The organism is Paramesorhizobium leguminum, assembly GCF_003217235.1.
Taxonomy (GTDB): domain Bacteria; phylum Pseudomonadota; class Alphaproteobacteria; order Rhizobiales; family Rhizobiaceae; genus Paramesorhizobium; species Paramesorhizobium leguminum.
In genome coordinates this window covers 87,150-107,337 of the sequence record NZ_QJTF01000008.1, presented here as the reverse complement: position 1 = coordinate 107,337, position 20,188 = coordinate 87,150, and the positions used below count along the sequence as shown (strand labels likewise).

At 59.3% G+C, this 20,188-nt stretch carries 20 protein-coding genes; 7 read left to right on the top strand and 13 right to left on the bottom strand.

Going from position 1 to position 20,188, the window contains the following annotated elements; genetic code table 11:
* Nucleotide 1: 1 nt before the first annotated feature.
* The 4 genes from accB to C7477_RS08855 all read right to left on the bottom strand — a co-directional run bounded on the left by accB (nt 2) and on the right by C7477_RS08855 (nt 3,466).
* Nucleotides 2-466: an acetyl-CoA carboxylase biotin carboxyl carrier protein gene (gene accB, locus C7477_RS08870; protein WP_110751202.1), complete on the bottom strand. Its 465-nt coding sequence runs from the start codon at nt 464-466 to the stop codon at nt 2-4.
* Nucleotides 467-573: 107 nt separating this feature from the next.
* On the bottom strand, nt 574-1,023 hold the full coding sequence (gene aroQ, locus C7477_RS08865) for a type II 3-dehydroquinate dehydratase (protein ID WP_110751200.1): 450 nt from the start codon (nt 1,021-1,023) through the stop codon (nt 574-576).
* 179 nt (nt 1,024-1,202) lie between these two features.
* Nucleotides 1,203-2,003 (bottom strand): DsbA family protein, encoded by an 801-nt coding sequence (locus C7477_RS08860; protein WP_110751198.1) that lies wholly within the window; start codon nt 2,001-2,003, stop codon nt 1,203-1,205.
* Nucleotides 2,004-2,077: 74 nt separating this feature from the next.
* Entirely contained in the window at nt 2,078-3,466 is a 1,389-nt protein-coding gene (locus C7477_RS08855) for a M48 family metalloprotease (protein ID WP_110751196.1), read from the bottom strand.
* A gap of 124 nt (nt 3,467-3,590) precedes the next feature.
* On the opposite strand from C7477_RS08855, the gene C7477_RS08850 reads away from it, so the two are divergent.
* Both C7477_RS08850 and C7477_RS08845 read left to right on the top strand, forming a co-directional pair.
* Entirely contained in the window at nt 3,591-4,724 is a 1,134-nt protein-coding gene (locus C7477_RS08850) for a pyridoxal phosphate-dependent aminotransferase (protein ID WP_110751194.1), read from the top strand.
* Nucleotides 4,725-4,809: 85 nt separating this feature from the next.
* Nucleotides 4,810-5,046, top strand: a complete 237-nt coding sequence (locus C7477_RS08845; RefSeq protein ID WP_110751192.1) for a hypothetical protein — start codon at nt 4,810-4,812, stop codon at nt 5,044-5,046.
* Nucleotides 5,047-5,067: 21 nt separating this feature from the next.
* Here C7477_RS08845 and C7477_RS08840 read toward each other — a convergent pair whose 3' ends face one another.
* Nucleotides 5,068-5,970 carry a DMT family transporter gene (locus C7477_RS08840; RefSeq protein WP_245411785.1) on the bottom strand — a complete coding sequence of 301 codons (903 nt, stop codon included), beginning with the start codon at nt 5,968-5,970 and terminating at the stop codon, nt 5,068-5,070.
* Between the two features lie 41 nt (nt 5,971-6,011).
* Nucleotides 6,012-6,296, bottom strand: coding sequence for a DUF3175 domain-containing protein (locus tag C7477_RS08835; protein WP_110751188.1), 285 nt, complete (start codon nt 6,294-6,296; stop codon nt 6,012-6,014).
* Between the two features lie 212 nt (nt 6,297-6,508).
* Between C7477_RS08835 and C7477_RS08830 the strand changes: the two genes are divergently transcribed.
* Nucleotides 6,509-6,946, top strand: coding sequence for a DUF2267 domain-containing protein (locus C7477_RS08830; RefSeq protein ID WP_110751186.1), 438 nt, complete (start codon nt 6,509-6,511; stop codon nt 6,944-6,946).
* A 41-nt stretch (nt 6,947-6,987) separates the two neighbouring features.
* Nucleotides 6,988-7,668, top strand: coding sequence for a phosphoribosyltransferase (locus C7477_RS08825; RefSeq protein ID WP_110751332.1), 681 nt, complete (start codon nt 6,988-6,990; stop codon nt 7,666-7,668).
* Nucleotides 7,669-7,726: 58 nt separating this feature from the next.
* Here the strand turns inward: C7477_RS08825 and C7477_RS08820 are convergent, their stop codons facing one another.
* Complete coding sequence (locus C7477_RS08820; protein ID WP_110751184.1) at nt 7,727-8,164, bottom strand: CBS domain-containing protein; 438 nt, start codon at nt 8,162-8,164, stop codon at nt 7,727-7,729.
* A gap of 272 nt (nt 8,165-8,436) precedes the next feature.
* Nucleotides 8,437-11,331, bottom strand: coding sequence for an Rne/Rng family ribonuclease (locus C7477_RS08815; RefSeq protein ID WP_110751182.1), 2,895 nt, complete (start codon nt 11,329-11,331; stop codon nt 8,437-8,439).
* A gap of 647 nt (nt 11,332-11,978) precedes the next feature.
* Here C7477_RS08815 and C7477_RS08810 point away from each other — a divergent pair.
* The 3 genes from C7477_RS08810 (at nt 11,979) to prfB (ending at nt 16,986) form a co-directional block, all read left to right on the top strand.
* A complete protein-coding gene (locus tag C7477_RS08810; protein WP_245411784.1) occupies nt 11,979-13,136 on the top strand; it encodes an N-acetylmuramoyl-L-alanine amidase in 1,158 nt (385 codons plus the stop codon).
* Nucleotides 13,137-13,299: 163 nt separating this feature from the next.
* Entirely contained in the window at nt 13,300-15,762 is a 2,463-nt protein-coding gene (locus C7477_RS08805) for a penicillin-binding protein 1A (protein WP_110751180.1), read from the top strand.
* A 95-nt stretch (nt 15,763-15,857) separates the two neighbouring features.
* Nucleotides 15,858-16,986 (top strand): peptide chain release factor 2 gene (gene prfB / locus C7477_RS08800; protein ID WP_110751178.1). Its coding sequence is split into 2 segments (ribosomal slippage): nt 15,858-15,926 and nt 15,928-16,986, totalling 1,128 coding nucleotides; the frame shifts between segments, so codons are not numbered across the junction.
* 160 nt (nt 16,987-17,146) lie between these two features.
* On the opposite strand, the gene C7477_RS08795 is transcribed toward prfB, so the two are convergent.
* The 5 genes from C7477_RS08795 to C7477_RS08775 are packed head-to-tail and all read right to left on the bottom strand — an operon-like array spanning nt 17,147 to nt 19,903.
* Nucleotides 17,147-17,356, bottom strand: a complete 210-nt coding sequence (locus C7477_RS08795; protein ID WP_110751176.1) for an AbrB/MazE/SpoVT family DNA-binding domain-containing protein — start codon at nt 17,354-17,356, stop codon at nt 17,147-17,149.
* Between the two features lie 60 nt (nt 17,357-17,416).
* Nucleotides 17,417-17,701, bottom strand: a complete 285-nt coding sequence (locus C7477_RS08790; RefSeq protein ID WP_110751174.1) for a type II toxin-antitoxin system RelE/ParE family toxin — start codon at nt 17,699-17,701, stop codon at nt 17,417-17,419.
* Nucleotides 17,698-17,979 (bottom strand): ribbon-helix-helix domain-containing protein, encoded by a 282-nt coding sequence (locus C7477_RS08785; RefSeq protein ID WP_110751172.1) that lies wholly within the window; start codon nt 17,977-17,979, stop codon nt 17,698-17,700. The genes C7477_RS08790 and C7477_RS08785 overlap by 4 nt, the downstream gene beginning before the upstream one ends.
* 55 nt (nt 17,980-18,034) lie before the next feature.
* Nucleotides 18,035-19,354: a M23 family metallopeptidase gene (locus tag C7477_RS08780; protein WP_110751170.1), complete on the bottom strand. Its 1,320-nt coding sequence runs from the start codon at nt 19,352-19,354 to the stop codon at nt 18,035-18,037.
* Nucleotides 19,355-19,408: 54 nt separating this feature from the next.
* Nucleotides 19,409-19,903: a peroxiredoxin gene (locus C7477_RS08775; RefSeq protein WP_110751168.1), complete on the bottom strand. Its 495-nt coding sequence runs from the start codon at nt 19,901-19,903 to the stop codon at nt 19,409-19,411.
* Nucleotides 19,904-20,188 lie beyond the last annotated feature (285 nt).

Below are 20,188 nucleotides of genomic sequence, written 5' to 3'. Positions count from 1 at the left end.
CTTATTCGACAACGATCAGCGGCTCGCCATATTCGACGGGCTGGGCATCATCGATAAGAATGGCCGTCACGGTTCCCGCGCGGGGCGATGGGATCTGGTTCATCGTCTTCATCGCTTCGATGATCATCAGGGTCTGCCCTTCCTTCACCTTCTGGCCAACCTCGATAAAGGGGCGGGCGCCGGGGGCGGGCGAGAGATAGGCGGTGCCGACCATGGGCGAGGCGACGGCATTCTTCGACATGTCGGCGGTCTTGGCTGCCTCCACGGCAGCCGGCGCGACGGCCACGACGGGCGCCGGCGCGGCGGCGGGCGCCTGCGGAACCATTGCCTGGATGGTGACCTGCCGCGAAACACGGATGCGCAGATCGCCCTGCTCGATTTCGATGTCGGTCAGATCCGTCTGGTTCAGTATCTCCGCGAGATCGCGGATGATCTCCTTGTCGATACCAGCGCTTTTGTTTGCCATCGCTCCTGGCCCTTTCCCACTATTCCCAATTTCTTTTAACCGCATGATCCAATCCAAAAAGCGTGTCAGCTTTTTGCTGACGATGGCCTTCGGCTCGGGAACATGCTCTATTTTTTGTCTTGCGCGGCGAATGCCGCCAGCGCACGCAGGCCCATCACATATCCATCCGCGCCGAAGCCGCAGAGAACACCTCTTGCGACGGGGGAGACGTAGGAATGATGCCGGAAGGCCTCCCGCGCATGAATGTTCGAAAGATGAACTTCGACCACGCTTACTTGCGCCGCGCGGATCGCATCCTGCAGCGCTATCGAAGTGTGCGTATAAGCGCCCGGATTGATCAACACCATGGCGCCGCTTGTGCCGGCTTCCTGCACCCAGTCGATCAGGTCGCCCTCATGGTTCGACTGCCGGAACTCGATCTTGACTCCCAGCGCCTTGGCCTCGCGCAAGCAAGCCTCTTCGATATCGGCCAGTGTCGCCGCCCCATAGATCCCAGGCTCACGCTTTCCCAGCATGTTGAGATTGGGGCCGTTGAGGACAAGGATCGTCTGGGTCATGTTCGGTTGTCACCGGCCTTTATGCTTTGATCTGCCAGCATTTCAAGATGTGAGAAATGCGCATCCCATATAGAGGGGATGCGCGCAAGGTAAAAGCATGAAAATGGCGGAAAACGGTACGCTTCTTGCCTTTTCACAACCAAATTTCATATCCCGATCCAGATGGCGACTAAACCAAACTAGCCGTTGCCGTCGCGCTTTTCCGCGATCTTCTGGGCAAGCCCGTCAATGCCGATGGCGCCCGGAACCACCTGATCGCCGATGATATAGGACGGTGTTCCTGTGATGTTGAGCGCATTGGCGAGCTGGTAATTGACCTGGAAGGCCTCGGCGAGGTCTGGAGCCTTCATCTTTTCGCGCAACTGCGCCTCGTTGGCGCCAAGCTTGACCGCCGTATCGATTGCCGTCTGCTCCGTGGCGCGGCCTTGCAGGCTCATGAGCGCGCGGTGAAATTCGAGATACTTCTCCGGCATCAGCGCCTTGAACGCCTGCGCCACGATATGCGCTTTAACCGAATCCGGTCCGAGAATCGGAAATTCCTTCATGACGAAGCGTATGTTCGGATCGCTTTTCAAAAGCGCGTCCATGTCGGGGAGGGCCTGTTTGCAATAGCCGCAATTGTAATCGAAGAACTCGACCACCGTGACATTGCCGTCGGGATTGCCGAAAACCGCGTCGCCGGGCGATTTGAAGAGCTTGTCCGCATTGGCGGCGATTATTTCGCGCTGTCCGTCCCTGGCCGCGGCGGTCTGCTTGGCTTCGAGCGCGCTCTGCACTTCCAGCATCACTTCGGGGTTCTTGATGAGATAATCCCGCACGATCGCCTCGATGGCCGCGCGGTCCGGCGCGGCTGACGCAGCGCCCGGTTCAGCGGCGGCGGCTTGTTCGACAAGACGCGTACCTCCCGCCTGGTAGCCCAGGAAAAGGGCGGCAAGCCCGATCGCGCCGCTGGCGATCGTTATGGTGATTGCGTTTTTCATGCGTTTTATCCCGATTCCCGGATCAATTCCGAATTAGCTGTATTGTGCAAACTGGTGACACGCCAGACTGGACATTACTTGCTTGGTTTTTTGCTGTTGATGATATCCTGCGCGCGCACCCAATCCGGCGAGCCGCGCTTCAGCTTCTGCTGCGCCCGCATGGCGAAGATTTTCGCCTCTTGCAAATTGCCGGAATAATAATGCATGTCGGCGGTGGCGAGTTCGGCCCCGCCGATATCGCCCATCTGGCCGTAGGCCTGGGCGAGATATTGGTAGCCTTGCGGGAAATCCGGATCACGGGCGATTCCCGCCTTGAGTTCGCGGACTGCCGTTGGCATGGCGCTCTTCGATCCCGCAAGCATCAACGCGCGGCCATAGCTCATCCGTATCAGGCTCGATTTGCGGGGATCCAGCGCGCTGGCGCGCTGGAACGCCTTGGCCGCGCCTGCGGGATCGTTGGCCTTGAGCAGGATTTCACCGCGTATTTCGTAAAAATACGGGTTATTGGGCTGCTCCTTGATGAGCGCGTCGATCTTCGGCAGCGCGGCTTTGGCGGACCCGTTAAGAAACGTGGAAATCGCATCGCCGTAGCGCGCGGCCATGCCACGGGGATTGTTACGGAAGGTGCGAGCGGTCGAGCCGGCGCTGGACGTATAGGCGGCGATCTTCGCGCGCATCAGGTCGTGCCGCAGTTGTAGCGCTTCGGGATCTTTTTTATCGAAATTGGGGCTTGCATGGGCGAGCGTTTGCAGGTTGGCGATGCGTTCGCGCGGCATGGGGTGGCTGATCCGGTAAGGATCGACTCGCGCGCCCGACAATGACAACGCATTGGCGAATCGCTCGAACGTCACCAGCATGCCTTTGGTCGACTGGCCGGTTTTCTCCAGATAAGTGACGGCGGAGCGGTCGGCGGTTATTTCCTCCGTGCGCTGGTAACTCAAGAGATTGCGCATCGCCATCTCCGTGCCGCCAAGCGCGAGGCCGCCGCCCGCGCCGGCAACGGAGCTGTTTCCCGTCGCAGCGCCCGCCGCCGTGGCGCCCATGCCCAGCAGCATTCCGATGACGGCCATGGTCTGCGCCCGCTCCATCTGTTCGCGCAAGCGCTGCTGATGCGCGCCCGCCAGATGGCCGGATTCGTGCGCGATGACGCCGATGACCTCGTTCGGCGTTTCCGCCTGAAGCAGAGCGCCGGTGTTGATGAATATGCGCCTGCCGTCGACGAAGGCGTTGAAGCTGTTGTTATTGACCAGAATGATGCGGATGCCACGGCTGTTGAGACCCGCGACTTTCAGAATCGGCGCGGCATAATCGGAGACGAGCGCCTCTATCTCCGCATCGCGGACGATCGGGAGAGACCGGGACTGCGCGAATGCCTCGCCCAGGGGCAGGAATCCGACTGTTGCAGTGGTGAGAACGGTAGCCAGTTTTCTGGCGGGGCGGTGAAGAATGGCGGCTAGGCCCATGGGTCGGGTCGCTCTGTTTTGGCGGCATGTCTCGGACATTATGCAGACATTGTGTAGCCTATAGCAATCGGGCAAATGTGCGGCGTGGATTCGCTGGTCGCAGAATCTGTATGTGGAGACGAATTTGACTGTTTTCTCACGCCGGAGCGCCGTCGAGCCGTTCCATGCGATGGATGTTCTGGCGCAGGCGAACCGCAGGCGCGCGGACGGCTATCCGGTGATTTCCATGGCCGTAGGCCAGCCGGCGGACCCCGCGCCGATTGCCGTTCGCGAGGCTGCCGGGCGCGCGTTGCAGGATGGACGGATCGGCTATACCGACGCGCTGGGGCTTCTCCCTTTGCGCGAGGCGATTGCAACGCATTATCACGATCATTACGGCGTTAGCGTTGATCCCGCCCGAATCGCCGTCACGACGGGTTCGTCGGCGGGCTTCAATCTGGCGTTCTTGAGCTTTTTCGATCCCGGCGACCGCGTGGCGATTACCCGTCCCGGCTATCCGGCCTATCGCAACATCTTGCGCGCGCTCGGCCTCGAAGTGGTGGAAATCGCAGGCAATCTGACGGCGGAGGCTTTGCGGGCCGCGCATGAGGAAAGGCCGCTCAAGGGCCTGCTCTTCGCCAGCCCCGCCAATCCGACCGGCGCGGTCATTACGCCCGAGACATTGCGCGGTATCATCGACACGGCGCGGAGCTTAAGCATCCGCGTCATTTCCGACGAGATTTATCACCGGCTGGCCTATGAGGGCGAGGATACGACGGCGCTTGTCTTTGCCGATGATGTCACAGTCATCAATTCCTTCTCCAAATATTACTGCATGACGGGATGGCGCATTGGCTGGATGGTGCTGCCGGAAAATGCGGTGCGGCCGGTCGAACGGCTGGCGCAGAGCCTTTATATCTCGGCGCCCGAGCTTTCGCAGATCGCGGCGATCGAAGCCTTTGGCGCGGCGGCGGAGCTGGAAGCGGTCAAGGCCCGCTATCGGCTCAATCGGGAATTATTGATGCGCCGCCTGCCGCAAATCGGCTTGGAACTCGCCGCGCCGATGGATGGCGCCTTCTATGCCTATTGCGATGTCTCGCGCTTCACCAATGACAGCATGGATTTCGCCCGCCGTATGATCGCGGAAGCCAATGTGGCGGCAACGCCCGGCCATGATTTCGATTTGGCCGAAGGCCACCGCACCATGCGTTTTTCCTACGCCGGCAGCTTCGAGGAAATGGCCGAGGCGATGGAACGGCTTGGGAGCTGGCTGGCGTGAGTCGGTCAAGAAAGGCCGGGAACAAGAGAACAATTTGGCCGCTCAACCGTTGAGGAATAATTCGGTCCTCGCAGGAGACATGACAATGGCCAGATGCGACCAGTGCGGCAACGACTATGACAAGTCCTTCCAGGTATTCCTGGGAGAGGCAAGCTACACCTTCGACAGCTTCGAATGCGCGGTGCAGAAGCTCGCGCCCATCTGCCCCCATTGCCAGGTCCGCATCATCGGGCACGGCGTGGAACAGGATGAAATCATCTATTGTTGCGCGCATTGCGCGGAGCGGGAGGGGGCGGACGCGCTTGTCGATCGCGCGCCGTGAGTGCGTCAGTCCGCGAGTGAACTACGATTTATTATTGCACGAGTGAACTATGATGGCGCCGATCAGGGCGATTGCGCCGCCAGTAATTGAAATAAAGCTAGGCGTCTCGTGCAGCACAAAATACCCAAGAAGAGTCGTTACAATCGGAAGAGCATATAATGTTGAGGAGGTAGTTACAGCCCCGACTCTTCCAATCGAAAAACTCCAAAGAAAATACGCCAAGGCTGAGGGAAAAAGGCCAAGATAGGCCACAACGCTCCATGAAAACCAATCTGGTTGAACGTCAGCCTGTCCTCTCCACGGGAGCGTGGGAAGCATTATTAATGTCGCCGCAACAATAGTGAAATAATTTACTCTAAATGAGCCCATGCGATCTACGGCTGGCCGCTGCAAGACGAAATATGCGCTTTCCGAGATTACACCGAGAAGAATCCAGATAACGCCAAGCCCAAGTCCGATTGAACCACTTTCTCCTAGAAATACGATGGTGGTTCCAAGCACTCCCAGCAATAGTCCGCTGATCAGAACAGTATTTAATTTGGTACGGAATATCACTGCCTGGAGGACCGTTGTAGCAATAGGCACCTGGGCAACGATGAAACTCGCGGTTCCGGCAGATACAGTCTTTTCGCCAATATTGATTCCCGCATTGTAACCCACAATGCCGAGTAATCCGAAAAGAGCAAACATTGCCCAATCCGATTTGAGCATTGGATTTTCCGCTGCGCGAGGCATAAATGCGAAGCAAAGAGATAGGGCAAATGAGGCGATCAAGAACCGTAACGTAGCGATTCCGAACGGAGTGAAGTATTGCAGCAGGTATCTTATGCCGACGAAGGCAGAGGCCCAGAGAAAAACTGCGGTGGCGGCTGCGAGATAGGCGAGTCCGTCAGGAGGGCCCCTTGATGTACTATAATTAATCACATCAGGCACCTTCCCGTCGTTACAAGCGAGCCCTGTCTTCTCTAGCCCTCAACCGGTCTTCCGTAGGTGCGGCGAAGCTCATCCTTCGCTTCCTCCAGCACCTGCCGGCGGCTTGATGAAAGGTTCTTGCCGGCGCGATTGATGTAGAAGTCGAGCATCGACATCGCGGAGCGATAAGGATCGGCGTCCTGCTTTGCTTCCGCCGAGTGTTTCAGCGATGCTGCAATCTCCTTCGCGTTACCTTCGGCGAATACCCCCGGTTCCAGGCCCAGCGCGCTATCGTGTTCCGTAATTTGCCCGGACCACTTGTTTACGTTCCGTGTCATCGCTCTTTCCTTTCCAGGTATGGTCCGCCGGTTGGACAGCGAACCGCGCGATGTCCAACGCGCTAAAGGCCGATTCGATCCATGCGTAACGAACAGTTGATCCGTGCGTATCGTACCGGCCGCCCAGACAATTCGACCGGGCGGGAAACAAACCTCCCGGTCGGGTGTTATCCCTGAAACCGGCCTACAGGGCTTTCATTCAGGAGGCGATGATGAGTGCAACCGGCCTCAACGTGTTCGACAAGACAGTGCAGACAACCAATATCTGGCTGAACGAGATCATGGCGGACCTCGGCCCGGATCGGCAGTTGGCGTGGCATGTGCTTGGCGTGGTTCTACGGGCGTTGCGCGACAAGCTGCCTGCAGAACTGGCGGCTAATCTGGGTGCCGAACTGCCGCTTCTGGTTCGCGGCGCGTATTATGACCAGTACCAGCCATCCAGGGAACCGAACTCCGACCGTTCAGTGGATGCATTCCTTGATTCCATAGCGGAAGAACTGAAATTCGGACGACCGGTCAATACGGCCGGTGCGGCGAAAGCGGTGTTGAGAGCACTCGTTCATCATATCGATCTCGGTCAGTCAGCCAAGGTACGCGAGGCTCTGCCCAAAGAGATCCGTGCGCTGTGGCCGGCAAGTGTCGGAACGTGAGGCGGAGGCTCATGGGCAGGTCGTGGAGGAGGATGCTCGCGATGCTTCGTGACAAGGCACATTTCAGGGATCGCCCGGATGCAGGACGCAGGCTGGCCGAGGCGTTGATGCGGTTTGCAGACATCGAACCGCTCATTCTCGCATTGCCCCGCGGCGGCGTTCCCGTAGCATTCGAGATCGCAAAAGCGCTCGATGCGCCGCTTGATGTGCTGTTCGTGCGCAAGATCGGGGCGCCCGGCCATGCCGAATATGGCATCGGCGCCGTCGTTGACGGGGCTGACCCGCAACTTGTCCTCAATGATGAGGCGATGGAGATTTTCCGTCCTCCACGGGATTACATCGAGACGGAGAAAAAGCGGCAACTCGCGGAGATCGAACGCCGCAGGATGCTTTATGCCGAGGGCAGGCGACCATTGCCGGTCAAGGGCAGGTCGGTCATCTTGGTCGATGACGGCATCGCGACCGGCGGAACAGTGCTTGCGGCGCTCAAGGCCCTTCGCAAGGATCAAGCGGCCCGCATCATCCTGGCGGTCCCGGTAGCGCCTGGTGAAAGTCTGGCTCTTGTGGGAAAAGACGCGGATGAAGTGGTCTGTCTTGCCACGCCCGAACCGTTTCTTTCCGTCGGCCTTCAATACGAGAAATTCGGACAGACCACGGACGAGGAAGTGATCAGCCTGTTGCGGGAGGCGGAGCGGTTCGGGAATAGCTCAATGGGGCGCTAAGGCGTACAGTCCGATCGTCATTCTCGGGACAAGCCCGAGAATGACGGCGAGAGGGACTCTAATGGGTCGCTTGTGAATGCTCGCCGCCGGGCTTCGAGATGCTGCTCAAGGCGTCTCCGGCTTCCATCTTGTCACCATTCCTCGATAGATCGCCAAGAGAGACGATGCCGACGAGCCGTTTCTCCCGGTTAAGAACGGGGAGGCGGCGCACCCGCAAATCCCCCATGTTTTCAAGCACATCCTCGATCTCTTCATCATCGAAGCAGTATTTGACCTCCGGGCTCATGACATCACGCACTTTGGTGTCAGGGCCTTTGCCCAGCGCCACCCCCCGGACGGCGATATCACGATCGGTGATCATTCCAACCAGCCGGTCGTTGTCGCCAACAGGCATTACTCCGGCGTCGAGCTTGTTCATTATCTTTGCCACATCCCGAATTGGCTGGTCGGGACTGGCGATCTTGACATCCCTCGTCATGCAGTTTCCAACTTTCATGGCACTCTCCATTGGTTGCGAGGCACCCGCCGCCGAATTGATATGAAGGGGAACAATTCTTTGGCGGTAATGTTCCATCGCACCCGAATTTTGCGTTCCAATTCCTTTCGGATACAAAAAAACCGGCGTCACTGACGCCGGTTTTTTATTTGGATTTAGCTGCGGTTTCTTAGAGCGGTATGCAATTAAGTTGAATTGGGCATCCCACTCTAAGTCTTTGTTTTAGCCGCATGACCTTATCCGAAAAGTCTGCAACTTTTCGGGATCATGCTCTAGAAGAAACCCTTCTTCTGCCACCAGCCGCCGCGTTTCGGCTTTTCGCCTTCCGCGTCGGTGGTGCTCGATGTGACGACAGGTTCGCTCGCCTCGGGCGGCGTGATTGCCGGGACCGCGGGCGCGGGAGCCTCTTCCGGTGTCTCTTCGGCCTTTTCCTCGATCTTGGGCGTTTCCGCCACCGGTTCAGGCTTTGCGGCTTCGACCACCGGCTCTGATTGCACTACCTCCTCTACGGGAGCGGCCTTTTTTCGGCTTTTGCGGGCTGGCTTTGCCGGCTTCTCTGCGGCAGGCGCCGTGTCGAGATCCTGCACAGCCTCGACGACAGCCTCTTCCACAGGCTTGGCCTTGGCGGAGCGGCGTCGCGCCGGCTTCTTGGGCTCAGGCTCAGCGCCCTCCACGCTCGCGGCGGCTTGCGCGTCTTCCAGGGGAGCCGCCGCGCTCGTTGCCTCCACCGCAACCAACATCCCAACCGGCTCGGCGGCGGGAACAGTCGGCGTCACGGCAACCGGCGCTGACGCGTCTTCGCCGCCGGATACGGCTTCCAAGCCGCCATTGTCGGTTGCCACATCGTCGGAATGCCGGTTCCTGCGTCCGCCACGGCGACCGCGACGGCGCTTCTTGGCGCGCTCTTCGTCCGCTGCTTCCGCATCCGCCGGCGCCGTGGATTGGCCAAGGGCAGGGGACTCCTCGTCCTCGTCCCCGGATGCCTCGCCAGCTTCGCCCTCGGCGGACTGGGCATCGGTCGTCGTGCCGCTTTCATGGGCCTCGCGGTCCCGTCCGCCCCGGCGGCGACGGCGACGCCGGCGCTTGCGATCACCCTCATTGGCGCGGTCGTCCTTGGCCGATACAGTCTCTTCCGCTTCGGTTTCTTCGTCCTCGACTGGAATTTCCAGCTCCTCCACCTCATCCTCGACCGGATCCGGGTAAAGGATCACAACGGGGGCGGGCGCGATGGGACCGAGCGCCGGGGTGCCCTTGTCGATGGCGAGATGCTGCGAGCCGATGGTGTCATCCGCCTCGATATCGATCGTCAGGCCAAAGCGGGCTTCGAGATCGGCGAGGTTCTTGCGCTTGTGGTTGAGCACATAGAGCGCGGTCGAAACCGGCGTACGCACGATGATGTTGTTCTGCGAATTGCGGATGAGGTATTCCTCGATCGAGCGCATGACATGCAGCGCCACGGACGAGGCGGACCGGATAAAGCCCGTTCCGCCGCAATGGGCGCAAAGCTGCATCGTGCTTTCGAGAACCGATGCGCGGATGCGCTGGCGCGACATTTCGAGCAGGCCGAAATGCGAAATGCGGCCAACCTGGATGCGCGCGCGGTCGTCCTTCAGGCAATCCTTCATGCGTTTTTCAACGGCACGATTGTTGCGCTTTTCCTCCATGTCGATGAAATCGATGACGACAAGACCGGCGAGGTCGCGAAGGCGCAATTGCCGCGCCACTTCCTCCGCCGCCTCCAGATTGGTCTGGAGTGCCGTGTCCTCGATGGAGTGCTCGCGGGTGGAGCGGCCCGAGTTGACGTCGATCGAAACCAGCGCTTCCGTCTGGTTGATGATGATGTAGCCGCCGGATTTCAGCGTCACCTGCGGTTGCAGCATACGGTCGAGATGCGCCTCGATGCCGTTGCGGGCAAAGATCGGCACCTGGTCTCGGTAAGGCTGAACCACCTTGGCGTGGCTGGGCATCAGCATCCGCATGAAATCCTTGGCCTCGCGGTAACCCTCTTCACCGGCAACGAGAATTTCTGTGATGTCCTTGTTGTAGAGATCGCGGATCGAGCGCTTGATCAGGCTGCCTTCCTCATAGACAAGGGCAGGGGCGGTCGATTGCAAGGTCAGGGCGCGGACGTTCTCCCACATGCGCATGAGATATTCATAGTCGCGCTTGACCTCCGGCTTGGTGCGGTTGGCGCCTGCGGTGCGCAGGATCACGCCCATGCCCTTTGGCACTTCAAGCTCGGTGACGATCTCTTTCAGGCGTTTGCGGTCCACCGGGCTGGTGATCTTGCGGGAAATGCCGCCGCCGCGCGCCGTATTGGGCATCAGCACTGAATAGCGTCCGGCCAGCGAAAGATAGGTCGTCAGCGCGGCGCCCTTGTTGCCGCGCTCTTCCTTGACCACCTGCACCAGCAATATCTGGCGGCGCTTGATGACTTCCTGAATTTTATACTGGTGGCGGCGCTGGAAGCGCTGATGCGTCGGCACTTCCTCCAGCGCATCCTCCGCGCCTACCGATTCAACGATGTCGGCCTCGTCCTGCGGGCCTTCATTGTCGTCGTCGCCATCCTTCCGGCGCCTTCTGGATGAAGGGCGCGTCGCGCCTTCGTCAGACGAGCCTGCCTCATCGACGGCATCAGCGGTTTCTACCGTGTCCTCGTCCGGGGCAGCTTCGGAGATGACGTCGGCTTGCGCTCCGGCAGCGATGGCCGTCACGTCGAGTTCTTCGTTACCATCATCCGTGGCTATCTCGCCGTCTTCGCCGGCGTCCGCTTTCGAACTGCCGTCTTCCGTCCGGCGGCGCTTGTCCCGGCGCCTGCCGCGACGCGCCCTGTCGTCACGCTTGGCGTCGCCCTCGTCATCCTCATCTTCTTCGCTCGCAGCCTGTGCTTCGGCTTCGAGAAGAGCAATACGGTCGGCGACGGGGATCTGGTAGTAATCGGGATGTATTTCGCTGAAGGCGAGAAATCCATGGCGATTGCCGCCATACTCGACGAATGCGGCCTGCAGCGAAGGCTCTACGCGCGTCACCCGCGCCAGATAGATATTTCCCTTGAGCTGCTTCTTGTGCTCGGACTCGAAGTCGAATTCTTCAATCCGGTTGCCGCGAACCACGACAACGCGGGTCTCCTCCTGGTGGGAGGCATCGATAAGCATTTTGTTGGACATTATTGTTTTTCCTTCCGGCGCCAGAGCACGCGGCGAAAGAGCTGGCCAACGTCTGGGAAACGTTTGACCGCATAGTTGCGCGCTTGCCGGATAATTCAAGGTTCGCCGGGAGATAGAGAGCGGCCCGCACGCGCAATTGCCTTGCGGCGATCACGGTATTCAGGCTGGCACTGGTCAATTCCACATGACCCATATCTATTTCCGTACGAAACGACCTCATACATGGTCCGGGGGCCGGACCGACCTTTTATGCTCGCATGGAGCCGGTGAAGGCGTCTGAACGAACGCTCTTCATCCTTTTATTTAAGCGGAAACGAAATACTCGATCGCTTTCCGCAAATTCCGTGCCGGTTACCGGCGTTCACCCGCCTTTGCCGTTCCCTCGCCCAAGACCGTTGCAACGAACTTTTCTTCAAGTGTTGCCGGAATTGATTCCGACGGCAAATTTGTAACCCGACTTGCTTTTATGACCTGATATGGTCGATGACAAGACCGAATGTCGCAACAACGTTTCGTTAACCATCGGAGATTACTCCTTGTTTACGGATGAATAGGGCGCGTTGGAATTCATGAACTGGGAGAAAAAAGACATTTTCAACTGTCTTTGGCGCTCATCTACGGGTATTTTCCTGTTTTTGTTCGCCCTGATGGGGCCCGCCAAGGCAGGGGACGCGCTTTCCGCGCTCACTTTCCGCATGGCGGGCGATGAGCTGCGCACCCGCGTGGTGGTGATATTCGACGCCAAGCCGGAGCTCTCGACATTTCTTCTCGAGCACCCGCACCGATTGGTGATCAATCTGCCCAAGGCGAATTTCGGCTTCGACCGGAGCTCGCTCGAACCGCGCGGGCTTGTCACCAATGTCCGCTACGGGCTGGTCGGCGATGACAGGTCGCGGATGATCCTCACCTTGCGCGGGCCTTTCAAGGTGGAGGGTGTCCGCGTCGTAAAAAACGAGAATGCGCCGGGCTATCGACTGATGGCGGATATCGTTGCGTCGTCCGACCGGGAATTCGCGGAGGCCATCGCGGCGCAGAATGCCGGGACGGGAGCGACGCTCGCTGTATTGAAGGGTGACCGTATTGGCCAATCAGAGGAGCCGGCGCCCCCGCATGTCTTCACCGTGATGATCGATCCCGGCCATGGAGGCATCGACGCAGGCGCGGAAGGCCGGCATGGCGTCAAGGAAAAGGAGGTGACGCTGGCGTTCGGTCGCGAGTTCCGTGACATCCTTGCCAAGAACACGGATATACGGGTGTTGATGACGCGTGAGGACGATACATTCCTGCGCCTTTCCGAGCGGGTGCGCATCGCCCGGCAGCATGAAGCCGATCTCTTCATCTCGATCCATGCCGACACGATCAATCTGGATAGTATCCGCGGCGCGACCGTCTATACCCTCTCCGACAAGGCATCGGACAGCATGGCAAGCGCAATTGCGGAGCGCGAGAACAAATCGGACGCCATTGCCGGCATTACGCATGAGGAGCCGCCTGCGGTCTCCGACATTCTCGCCGATCTCATGCGCCGGGAAACCCATGCCTTTTCGCTCAACTTCGCAGGCAAGGTAGTCCACTCGCTGCAAGATGAGATCAGTCTTATCAACAATCCACACCGTTCCGCCGGTTTCCAGGTCTTGCGGGCGCCGGACGTGCCGTCCGTGCTGGTGGAGATTGGCTATCTATCCAATGCCGAGGACGAGAAGCTGATGACCGATCCGGCGTGGCGCACGCGCGTCGCTAATCGTCTGGCGGAAGCGGTCAAGGTGTTTTCGGCAGTCAGAACAGGCGAGATGGCGAACCGGTGAGGTACCCCTGCAACAGGTTTCCTCATTTCGCATGGCGAATCTTTCGCCTTCGTGTTTAAATTCTGGATTACGGCGAAGCCTCCTTGCCTTTGTCGTATTTGACGGCCAGTAGCCTTGAGCTTGCGTTAAAACGGGTAGTCTGAAGGCAGGAATCCGGACACATATGGTAAGACTCATCGGGTATTTCTTCGGAATCGGCGCTGTGGCCTTCCTGCTGGTGGCGGGCGGCATAGCTCTTTACGTCGGCAATGTGAGCAAGGATTTGCCGAACTACGAGGTGCTCGCGAAATACGAACCTCCGGTGACGACCCGTATTCACGCCGCCGACGGCAGCCTGATGGCGGAGTTCGCCCGGGAGCGCCGTCTCTTCCTGCCCATCCAGGTCATCCCGGATCGCGTCAAGGCAGCCTTCATTTCCGCCGAAGACAAGAATTTCTATGAGCATCCCGGTGTGGACATCAGCGGGCTCGCGCGTGCCGTAGTCACCAACGTCAAAAATATCGGCTCCGGTCGCCGCCCCGTTGGCGCCTCCACCATCACGCAGCAGGTGGCAAAGAACTTCCTGCTTTCCTCGAACCAGACCTACGACCGCAAGATCAAGGAAGCGATCCTGGCGCTGCGCATCGAGCAGGCCTATTCGAAGGATCGTATTCTCGAGCTCTATCTCAACGAGATTTTCTTCGGCATGGGCGCATACGGCGTGGCGGGCGCATCACTCACCTATTTCGACAAATCGGTCAGTGATCTCTCCATCGCGCAGGCAGCTTATCTCGCCGCGTTGCCGAAAGGGCCGGCGAACTACCATCCCTTCCGCCAGGCCGATCGCGCCATCGAGCGCCGTAACTGGGTCATCGACCGCATGGCGGAGAACGGCTATGTCACGCCGGACGAAGCGACCGCTGCAAAGGCGGAACCGCTTGGCGTGACACCCCGCGACAATGCCAACAACCTCTTCGCTTCCGAGTATTTCACCGAGGAAGTTCGCCGTCAGATCATTAATAAGTATGGCGTGAACGCGCTCTATGAGGGCGGTCTTTCGGTTCGCACCACCCTTGATCCCAAGGTGCAGGTCATGGCGCGCAACGCGCTTCACACGGGCCTTCTCAAATATGACGAAAGCAGGGGATATCGCGGCCCGTTCAAGCACATTGAATTCGGATCCGACTGGGGTGTGCCGCTGGGTGAGATCAATGCGTTCACCGACGTGCCTGAATGGCAGCTCGCGACCGTTCTCGATGTGACCCCGCAAGGCGCGGAAATTGGCCTGCAGCCGCCGCGCGAGGTTTCCGGCGCGCGCTCGAAGGAACGCAAGGCCGGCACCATCGCCGCCGCTGATATGAAATGGGCCTACCGGCGTCTCGTCGATGGCAAGCGCGTCGCCGTCAAATCGCCCGAGGGCGTGCTGAAAGTGGGTGATGTCGTTTTCGTCGAGAAGAAGCCCGATAGCGACAACGCCTATCTGTTGCGCCAGCCGCCGAAGGTGCAGGGCGCCGTCGTTGCGATGGACCCGCATACGGGCCGCGTCCTGTCGCTGATCGGCGGCTTCTCCTATTCGGAATCGGAGTTCAACCGCGCCACCCAGGCGCATCGTCAGCCGGGTTCGTCGTTCAAGCCGTTCGTCTATGCCGCCGCCCTCGACAATGGCTATACGCCGGCCTCCGTCGTACTGGACGGCCCGATCGAAGTGGACCAGGGCGGCTCGCTCGGCATCTGGGCGCCCAAGAACTATTCGGGCAAGTTTGCCGGCCCCTCGACGCTGCGCTACGGCATCGAACAATCGCGCAATCTCATGACCGTACGTCTCGCCAAGGACATGGGCATGAATCTCGTCGCTGAATATGCCGAACGGTTCGGGATTTACGACAAGATGCTGCCGGTTCTCGCCATGTCGCTCGGTTCGGGCGAAACAACCGTGCTGCGCATGGTTACGGCCTATTCGACCATCGCCAATGGCGGGCGCAGCATCGTTCCCTCCATGATCGATCGTATTCAGGATCGCTATGGCAAGACCGTATTCAAGCACGATCAGCGCAAGTGTGATGGCTGCACCGCTACCGCCTGGGTTAATCAGCCGGAGCCGGAACTGATCGATGAGCGCGATCAGGTGCTCGACCCCATGACCGCCTACCAGATCACCTCGATGATGGAAGGCGTGGTCCAACGCGGCACGGCACAGATACTCAAAAGCCTTGACCGGCCTCTGGCCGGCAAGACCGGCACCACCAATGACGAAAAGGATGCCTGGTTCATCGGCTACACGCCGGATCTCGTGGTCGGCGTCTTCATGGGTTACGATACGCCGACCCCGCTAGGCAGCGGCTTCACCGGCGGCGGCTTGGCCGCGCCCGTCTTCAAGGATTTTATGGAGCAGGCGCTCGTAGGCAAGCCGAAGGTCGACTTCCGCGTGCCTGATGGCATGAAGCTGATCGCCATCAATCGCCGCAGCGGGATGCAGGCTGAGCCGGGCGGCCCCGATATCATCATGGAGGCGTTCAAGCCCGGAACCGGCCCCGCCGACACCTATTCCGTCATCGGCATGGATAGTTTCCAGGAAGGCGCGCCGATCGCGCCGCAGTCGCCGCAGGCCACCCGCGCGATCACCTCCGGCTCTGGCGGGCTGTATTGATAAATTAGGACTTCGAACCTTTACACGCGGTGGGGCTGTTACTATGTTCCGCCGCACTTTCAACACACAAGATAGCTGCAAGGAACGGATAGCGAATGCGAGCCGAAATCGAGACGCTTGTCGACGAAATCAAGCAGGGCGTAGGCCTGCTGAGGAGGCATCTTTGACTGGGATCAGTCACTGAAAAGGCTGGAATATCTCAACCAGCAAGCCGAAGATCCCAATTTGTGGAACGATGCCCAGGAAGCCCAGAAGCTGATGCGCGAGCGTCAACAGCTTGAGGACAGCATCTCGGAAATCCGCCGTCTCACGCAATCGCTGGATGAAAGCATCGAACTCATCGCCATGGGCGAGGAGGAGGGCGACAAGGCAATCATCGCGGAAGCCGAGGATACAATTCGCGAATTGAAGCGCGACATCGACAAGCGCCAGATCGACACGCTGCTTTCAGGCGAGGCTGACGCCAACGACACCTATCTGGAAGTGCACGCCGGCGCGGGTGGTACCGAGAGCCAGGATTGGGCCTCAATGCTGTTGCGCATGTATACGCGCTGGGCCGAGCAGAGCGGCAAGAAGGTGGAAGTGCTCGAACTGCATGATGGCGAGGAAGCGGGCATCAAATCCGCCACCATCCTCGTCAAGGGCCACAACGCCTATGGCATGTTGAAGACCGAGTCGGGCGTACACCGGCTTGTGCGCATCTCGCCATACGATTCGAACGCCCGGCGGCATACGTCCTTCGCCAGTATCTGGGTCTATCCCGTCATCGACGACAATATCGAGGTGGCGGTGACGGAAGCCGATGTGCGCATCGATACCTACCGTGCTTCCGGCGCGGGCGGCCAGCACGTCAATACCACCGACTCCGCGGTGCGCATCACGCATATCGCCAGCGGCATCGTCGTGCAGTGCCAGGCGGAGCGATCGCAGCACAAGAACCGTGCCACGGCATGGTCCATGCTGCGCGCGCGCCTCTACGAGGAAGAGCTGAAAAAGCGCGAGGAGGCCGCCGACGCCATCGCCGCCTCCAAGACGGATATCGGCTGGGGTCACCAGATCCGCTCTTACGTGCTACAGCCCTACCAGTTGGTGAAGGACCTACGCACCGGCGTGGAAAGCACCAGCCCGCAGGATGTCCTCGACGGCGAACTCGATCCATTCATGGAAGCAGCCCTTGCCCACCGTCTCCACGGCGGCGGGGAGGCGGTCGAGGATATTGCTTAGAGCATGATCCCGAAAAGTTGTAGACTTTTCGGACAAGATCATGCGGCGAAAACAAGAGCATGATCCCGAAAAAGTTGTAGACTTTTCGGACAAGATCATGCGGCGAAAACAAATGAGAGGAAGCCCGGTGAAGATTTGCCGGGCTTTTTAATTCAGAGGCTTACCCACGGTCACGATAATCACGCGCGGATGCACCCTTCGCGATGCCTGCAAGCGCTTCTTTCATCGGGACCGGCACCAAAAGAATACCTGTTCCCTTGGGAATAAAGGCAAAAGTCAGCCCCGGCTCCCACTGCCGGGCGGTCCGAATCTCTTTCGGAATCGATATCTGGAATTTCGAAGACAGGACTGCGGTCTTGCTACTCGCCATGCTGCGACTCCATCGTTATGGACCACCGCTCGAAAGAAGAAAAAGCGGTTCAGGATTTAATTAAAGCAGGTTTTCCCATTGTCGCGCGCCATGCACGACACGGACGATTTCCGCGTATTCATCAACCTGGCGGTATAAAATCAGGTAGTTGCCGACGGGGAAAGTTCTTAAGTCAGGTCGTACATCCGGCCTGGCTATGCCCATGCCGGGCATTTCTCCGATCCGCTGGCAGAAGCGATGAATTTCTTCAAGCCAGCGCCGAGCCGCCGAAGGATTATCGTCAGCGATGTAAAGAGCGATGGTTTCGATATCCGCCTCGGCCTGTGGTAGAAGCCGATAGCTCATTTCGTCCCATGCCGAGAAATCTTATCTTCAAGTTTTTGCCTGATGCGGGAAAAGCCTTCCTCGCCGTCGACAGCAGAACCGCTGCTTGTCCCGATATCCCACAGACGTCCCAGTTCATCGATGGCCTTGGCCCGCTGGGCTCGCCGGTGCTTCCAGTCGCGAAGGGCCTCGCGCATGACCTCGCTCGCCGATGCATATTCACCAGTCTCGACCGCCTCGCGCATCATCGCCGTCATTTCGGGGGTGAGGGCGACACTCACTTTCTCCACATTGGCCATAGGCATCTCCATTTGTCAAAAATGGTAGCCAAGTTTACCACCAAGGGCAAGGAGATTAAAGCAACTGCTCGATCTGCCGCCCCGTCTTCAAAAAACTCGCCGGATTGACTGCCGTTCCGTTGCGATGGATTTCGTAATGGAGGTGGGTGCCGGTCGAGCGCCCGGTATTGCCGGCCTCGCCGATGGGGGCGCCGAACGGCACCCGCTGGCTCTCGCGCACCAGAACCCGGCTCAAATGGGCGTAGCGGCTGGAAAAGCCATTGCCGTGATCGATCTCCACCATATTGCCATAGCCGCCATTGCGCCCCGCCTTGGTGACGATACCGGTGGCGGTCGCCGTCACGCGCTGCCCGCTCTCAGCGCGAAAATCGATGCCGGCGTGGAAGGCGGGCGTTCCAAGCAGGGGGTCGCGGCGCATGCCGAAAAGGCTCGTCACCGGCATTTCGGGCGCGGGATTGGCAAGCGGCAGGGTGCGCACCGTTTTCTTGAGACGGTCGAGCCGGTTCAGCGCGGTATCGAGATCCTGCAATTGCAGGTCGAAGTTCTCGATGCTTTCCGATGGCGACTCCGGCACTATCAGCGGGCCGCCCATCCCTGCATCCATGCCGGTCTTGTCATCCTGCGCCTCAATCTTCAGCCCCGCGGCATTCAGCGTGCCGGCGATGTTATCGGCGGTCTCGAAGGCGCTCTCGGTCAGGTTCCGCACCTTGTGGATTTGCGCCGTCTCGATCTGGCGGAGCGAGCGGTTGATGGTGTGGAAGATTTGTTCGGCCTTCTCGGCCGTAGACTCCCCCGCAAGGCCCTCCGAAGGGCGTAGCGTATCGGCCTCCGTTCTCTGCGGGGCCGCTCGGCCGGGAACCGGCCCTGTTATGATGGGATCGATGCCCATGAATGCGGCGTCAGCGGGATCGTCGTTCAGGAGCAGAAGCTGTGTGTGCTGCTCAGGCGCCGTTTCGGGCTTTTTCGGAAGAGGGACGTCGCTCGCACGTTTCAGGAGGGGTGCGAGCCGCCCGTCGCGGCGGCTCAGCGTCTTCTGCCGCTCGATCAGCTCGGCCACCTTGTCTTCCATCATCCGCTGGTCGAGCAATTGCCGGCTGGTGATCCTGTCCACCTGCACCCGCAGCGCCGATATCCGGTCCTCGTAAAGTTGTTGCACGCGGGCCTCACGCGCGATGTTCGCGCCGATCAGATCATCCCGAATCACGAGGTAGAAGGTTGCCAGAAGATAGCCGATCGCGGCCAGCGCGCAGACAGACGCGCCGACAAGGAGCACCCATGGGCGAATGGCGAAGTGGCTGATGGCATCGCCGCGCGCTATGATGATCGTGTGCGGCTCTTTTCGCTGTCCGAAAATGGGGAGGCGCGGATCGGTCACGGAGCTTTAAGCCTATCGCATTGTGAATGGATAAGCCATTACACCCGATTATGGTTAATGAAGGCTTGCATCATTTTCCGCCGCCAGAGCTTCTGCTGCCTGCAATACATCCGCGGCGTGTCCCGGCACCTTTACCTTATGCCAGACGCGGGCAATTTTGCCGTCGGGGCCGATCAGAAACGTCGTGCGCTCGACGCCCATATATTTGCGGCCGTACATGCTCTTTTCCACCCACACGCCATAGGCCTGGAGCACGGCCTTGTCTTCATCCGCAACGAGATCGATGTTCAATTCGTACTTTATCTTGAACTTGTCGTGCTTTTTCACGCTGTCCGGCGACATGCCGATGACGGTGGCACCGATCCTGTCGAAATCGCCTTTGAGGCGTGAGAATTCGATGGCTTCCTGCGTGCAGCCGCTGGTATCGTCCTTGGGATAAAAATAAAGCACGACCGGCTTGCCCCGGAGCGCGGTGAGGGAGAGCATGTTGCCGCCGTCGCGAGGGAGGGAAAAATCCGGTGCGATGTCGCCAATATCAGGGGAAGCCATATCAATGCCTTTCTTTTTGTGGATGCGCCTATGGGTGGATGGATATTCGACGCGACAGGGCGCCGACAGCCTATCTTCCGAAATAGTAAATTATAAGATGCTTGCGGGAATCGTCCATGGCGTCCCGGCGGGGTAGACTCTAACTCTTAGCGTGGGAATTTGACTGCGAAACCCAAAAAAATCCGCTTTCGAAAGCGCGATATACAAGAGTTGCAGCTCTACCCTTCCGCTTGGAAGCAGCGAACCCCTCCCGTCCGCGGTCCGCGCAGACCGCGCTCGCTCGTC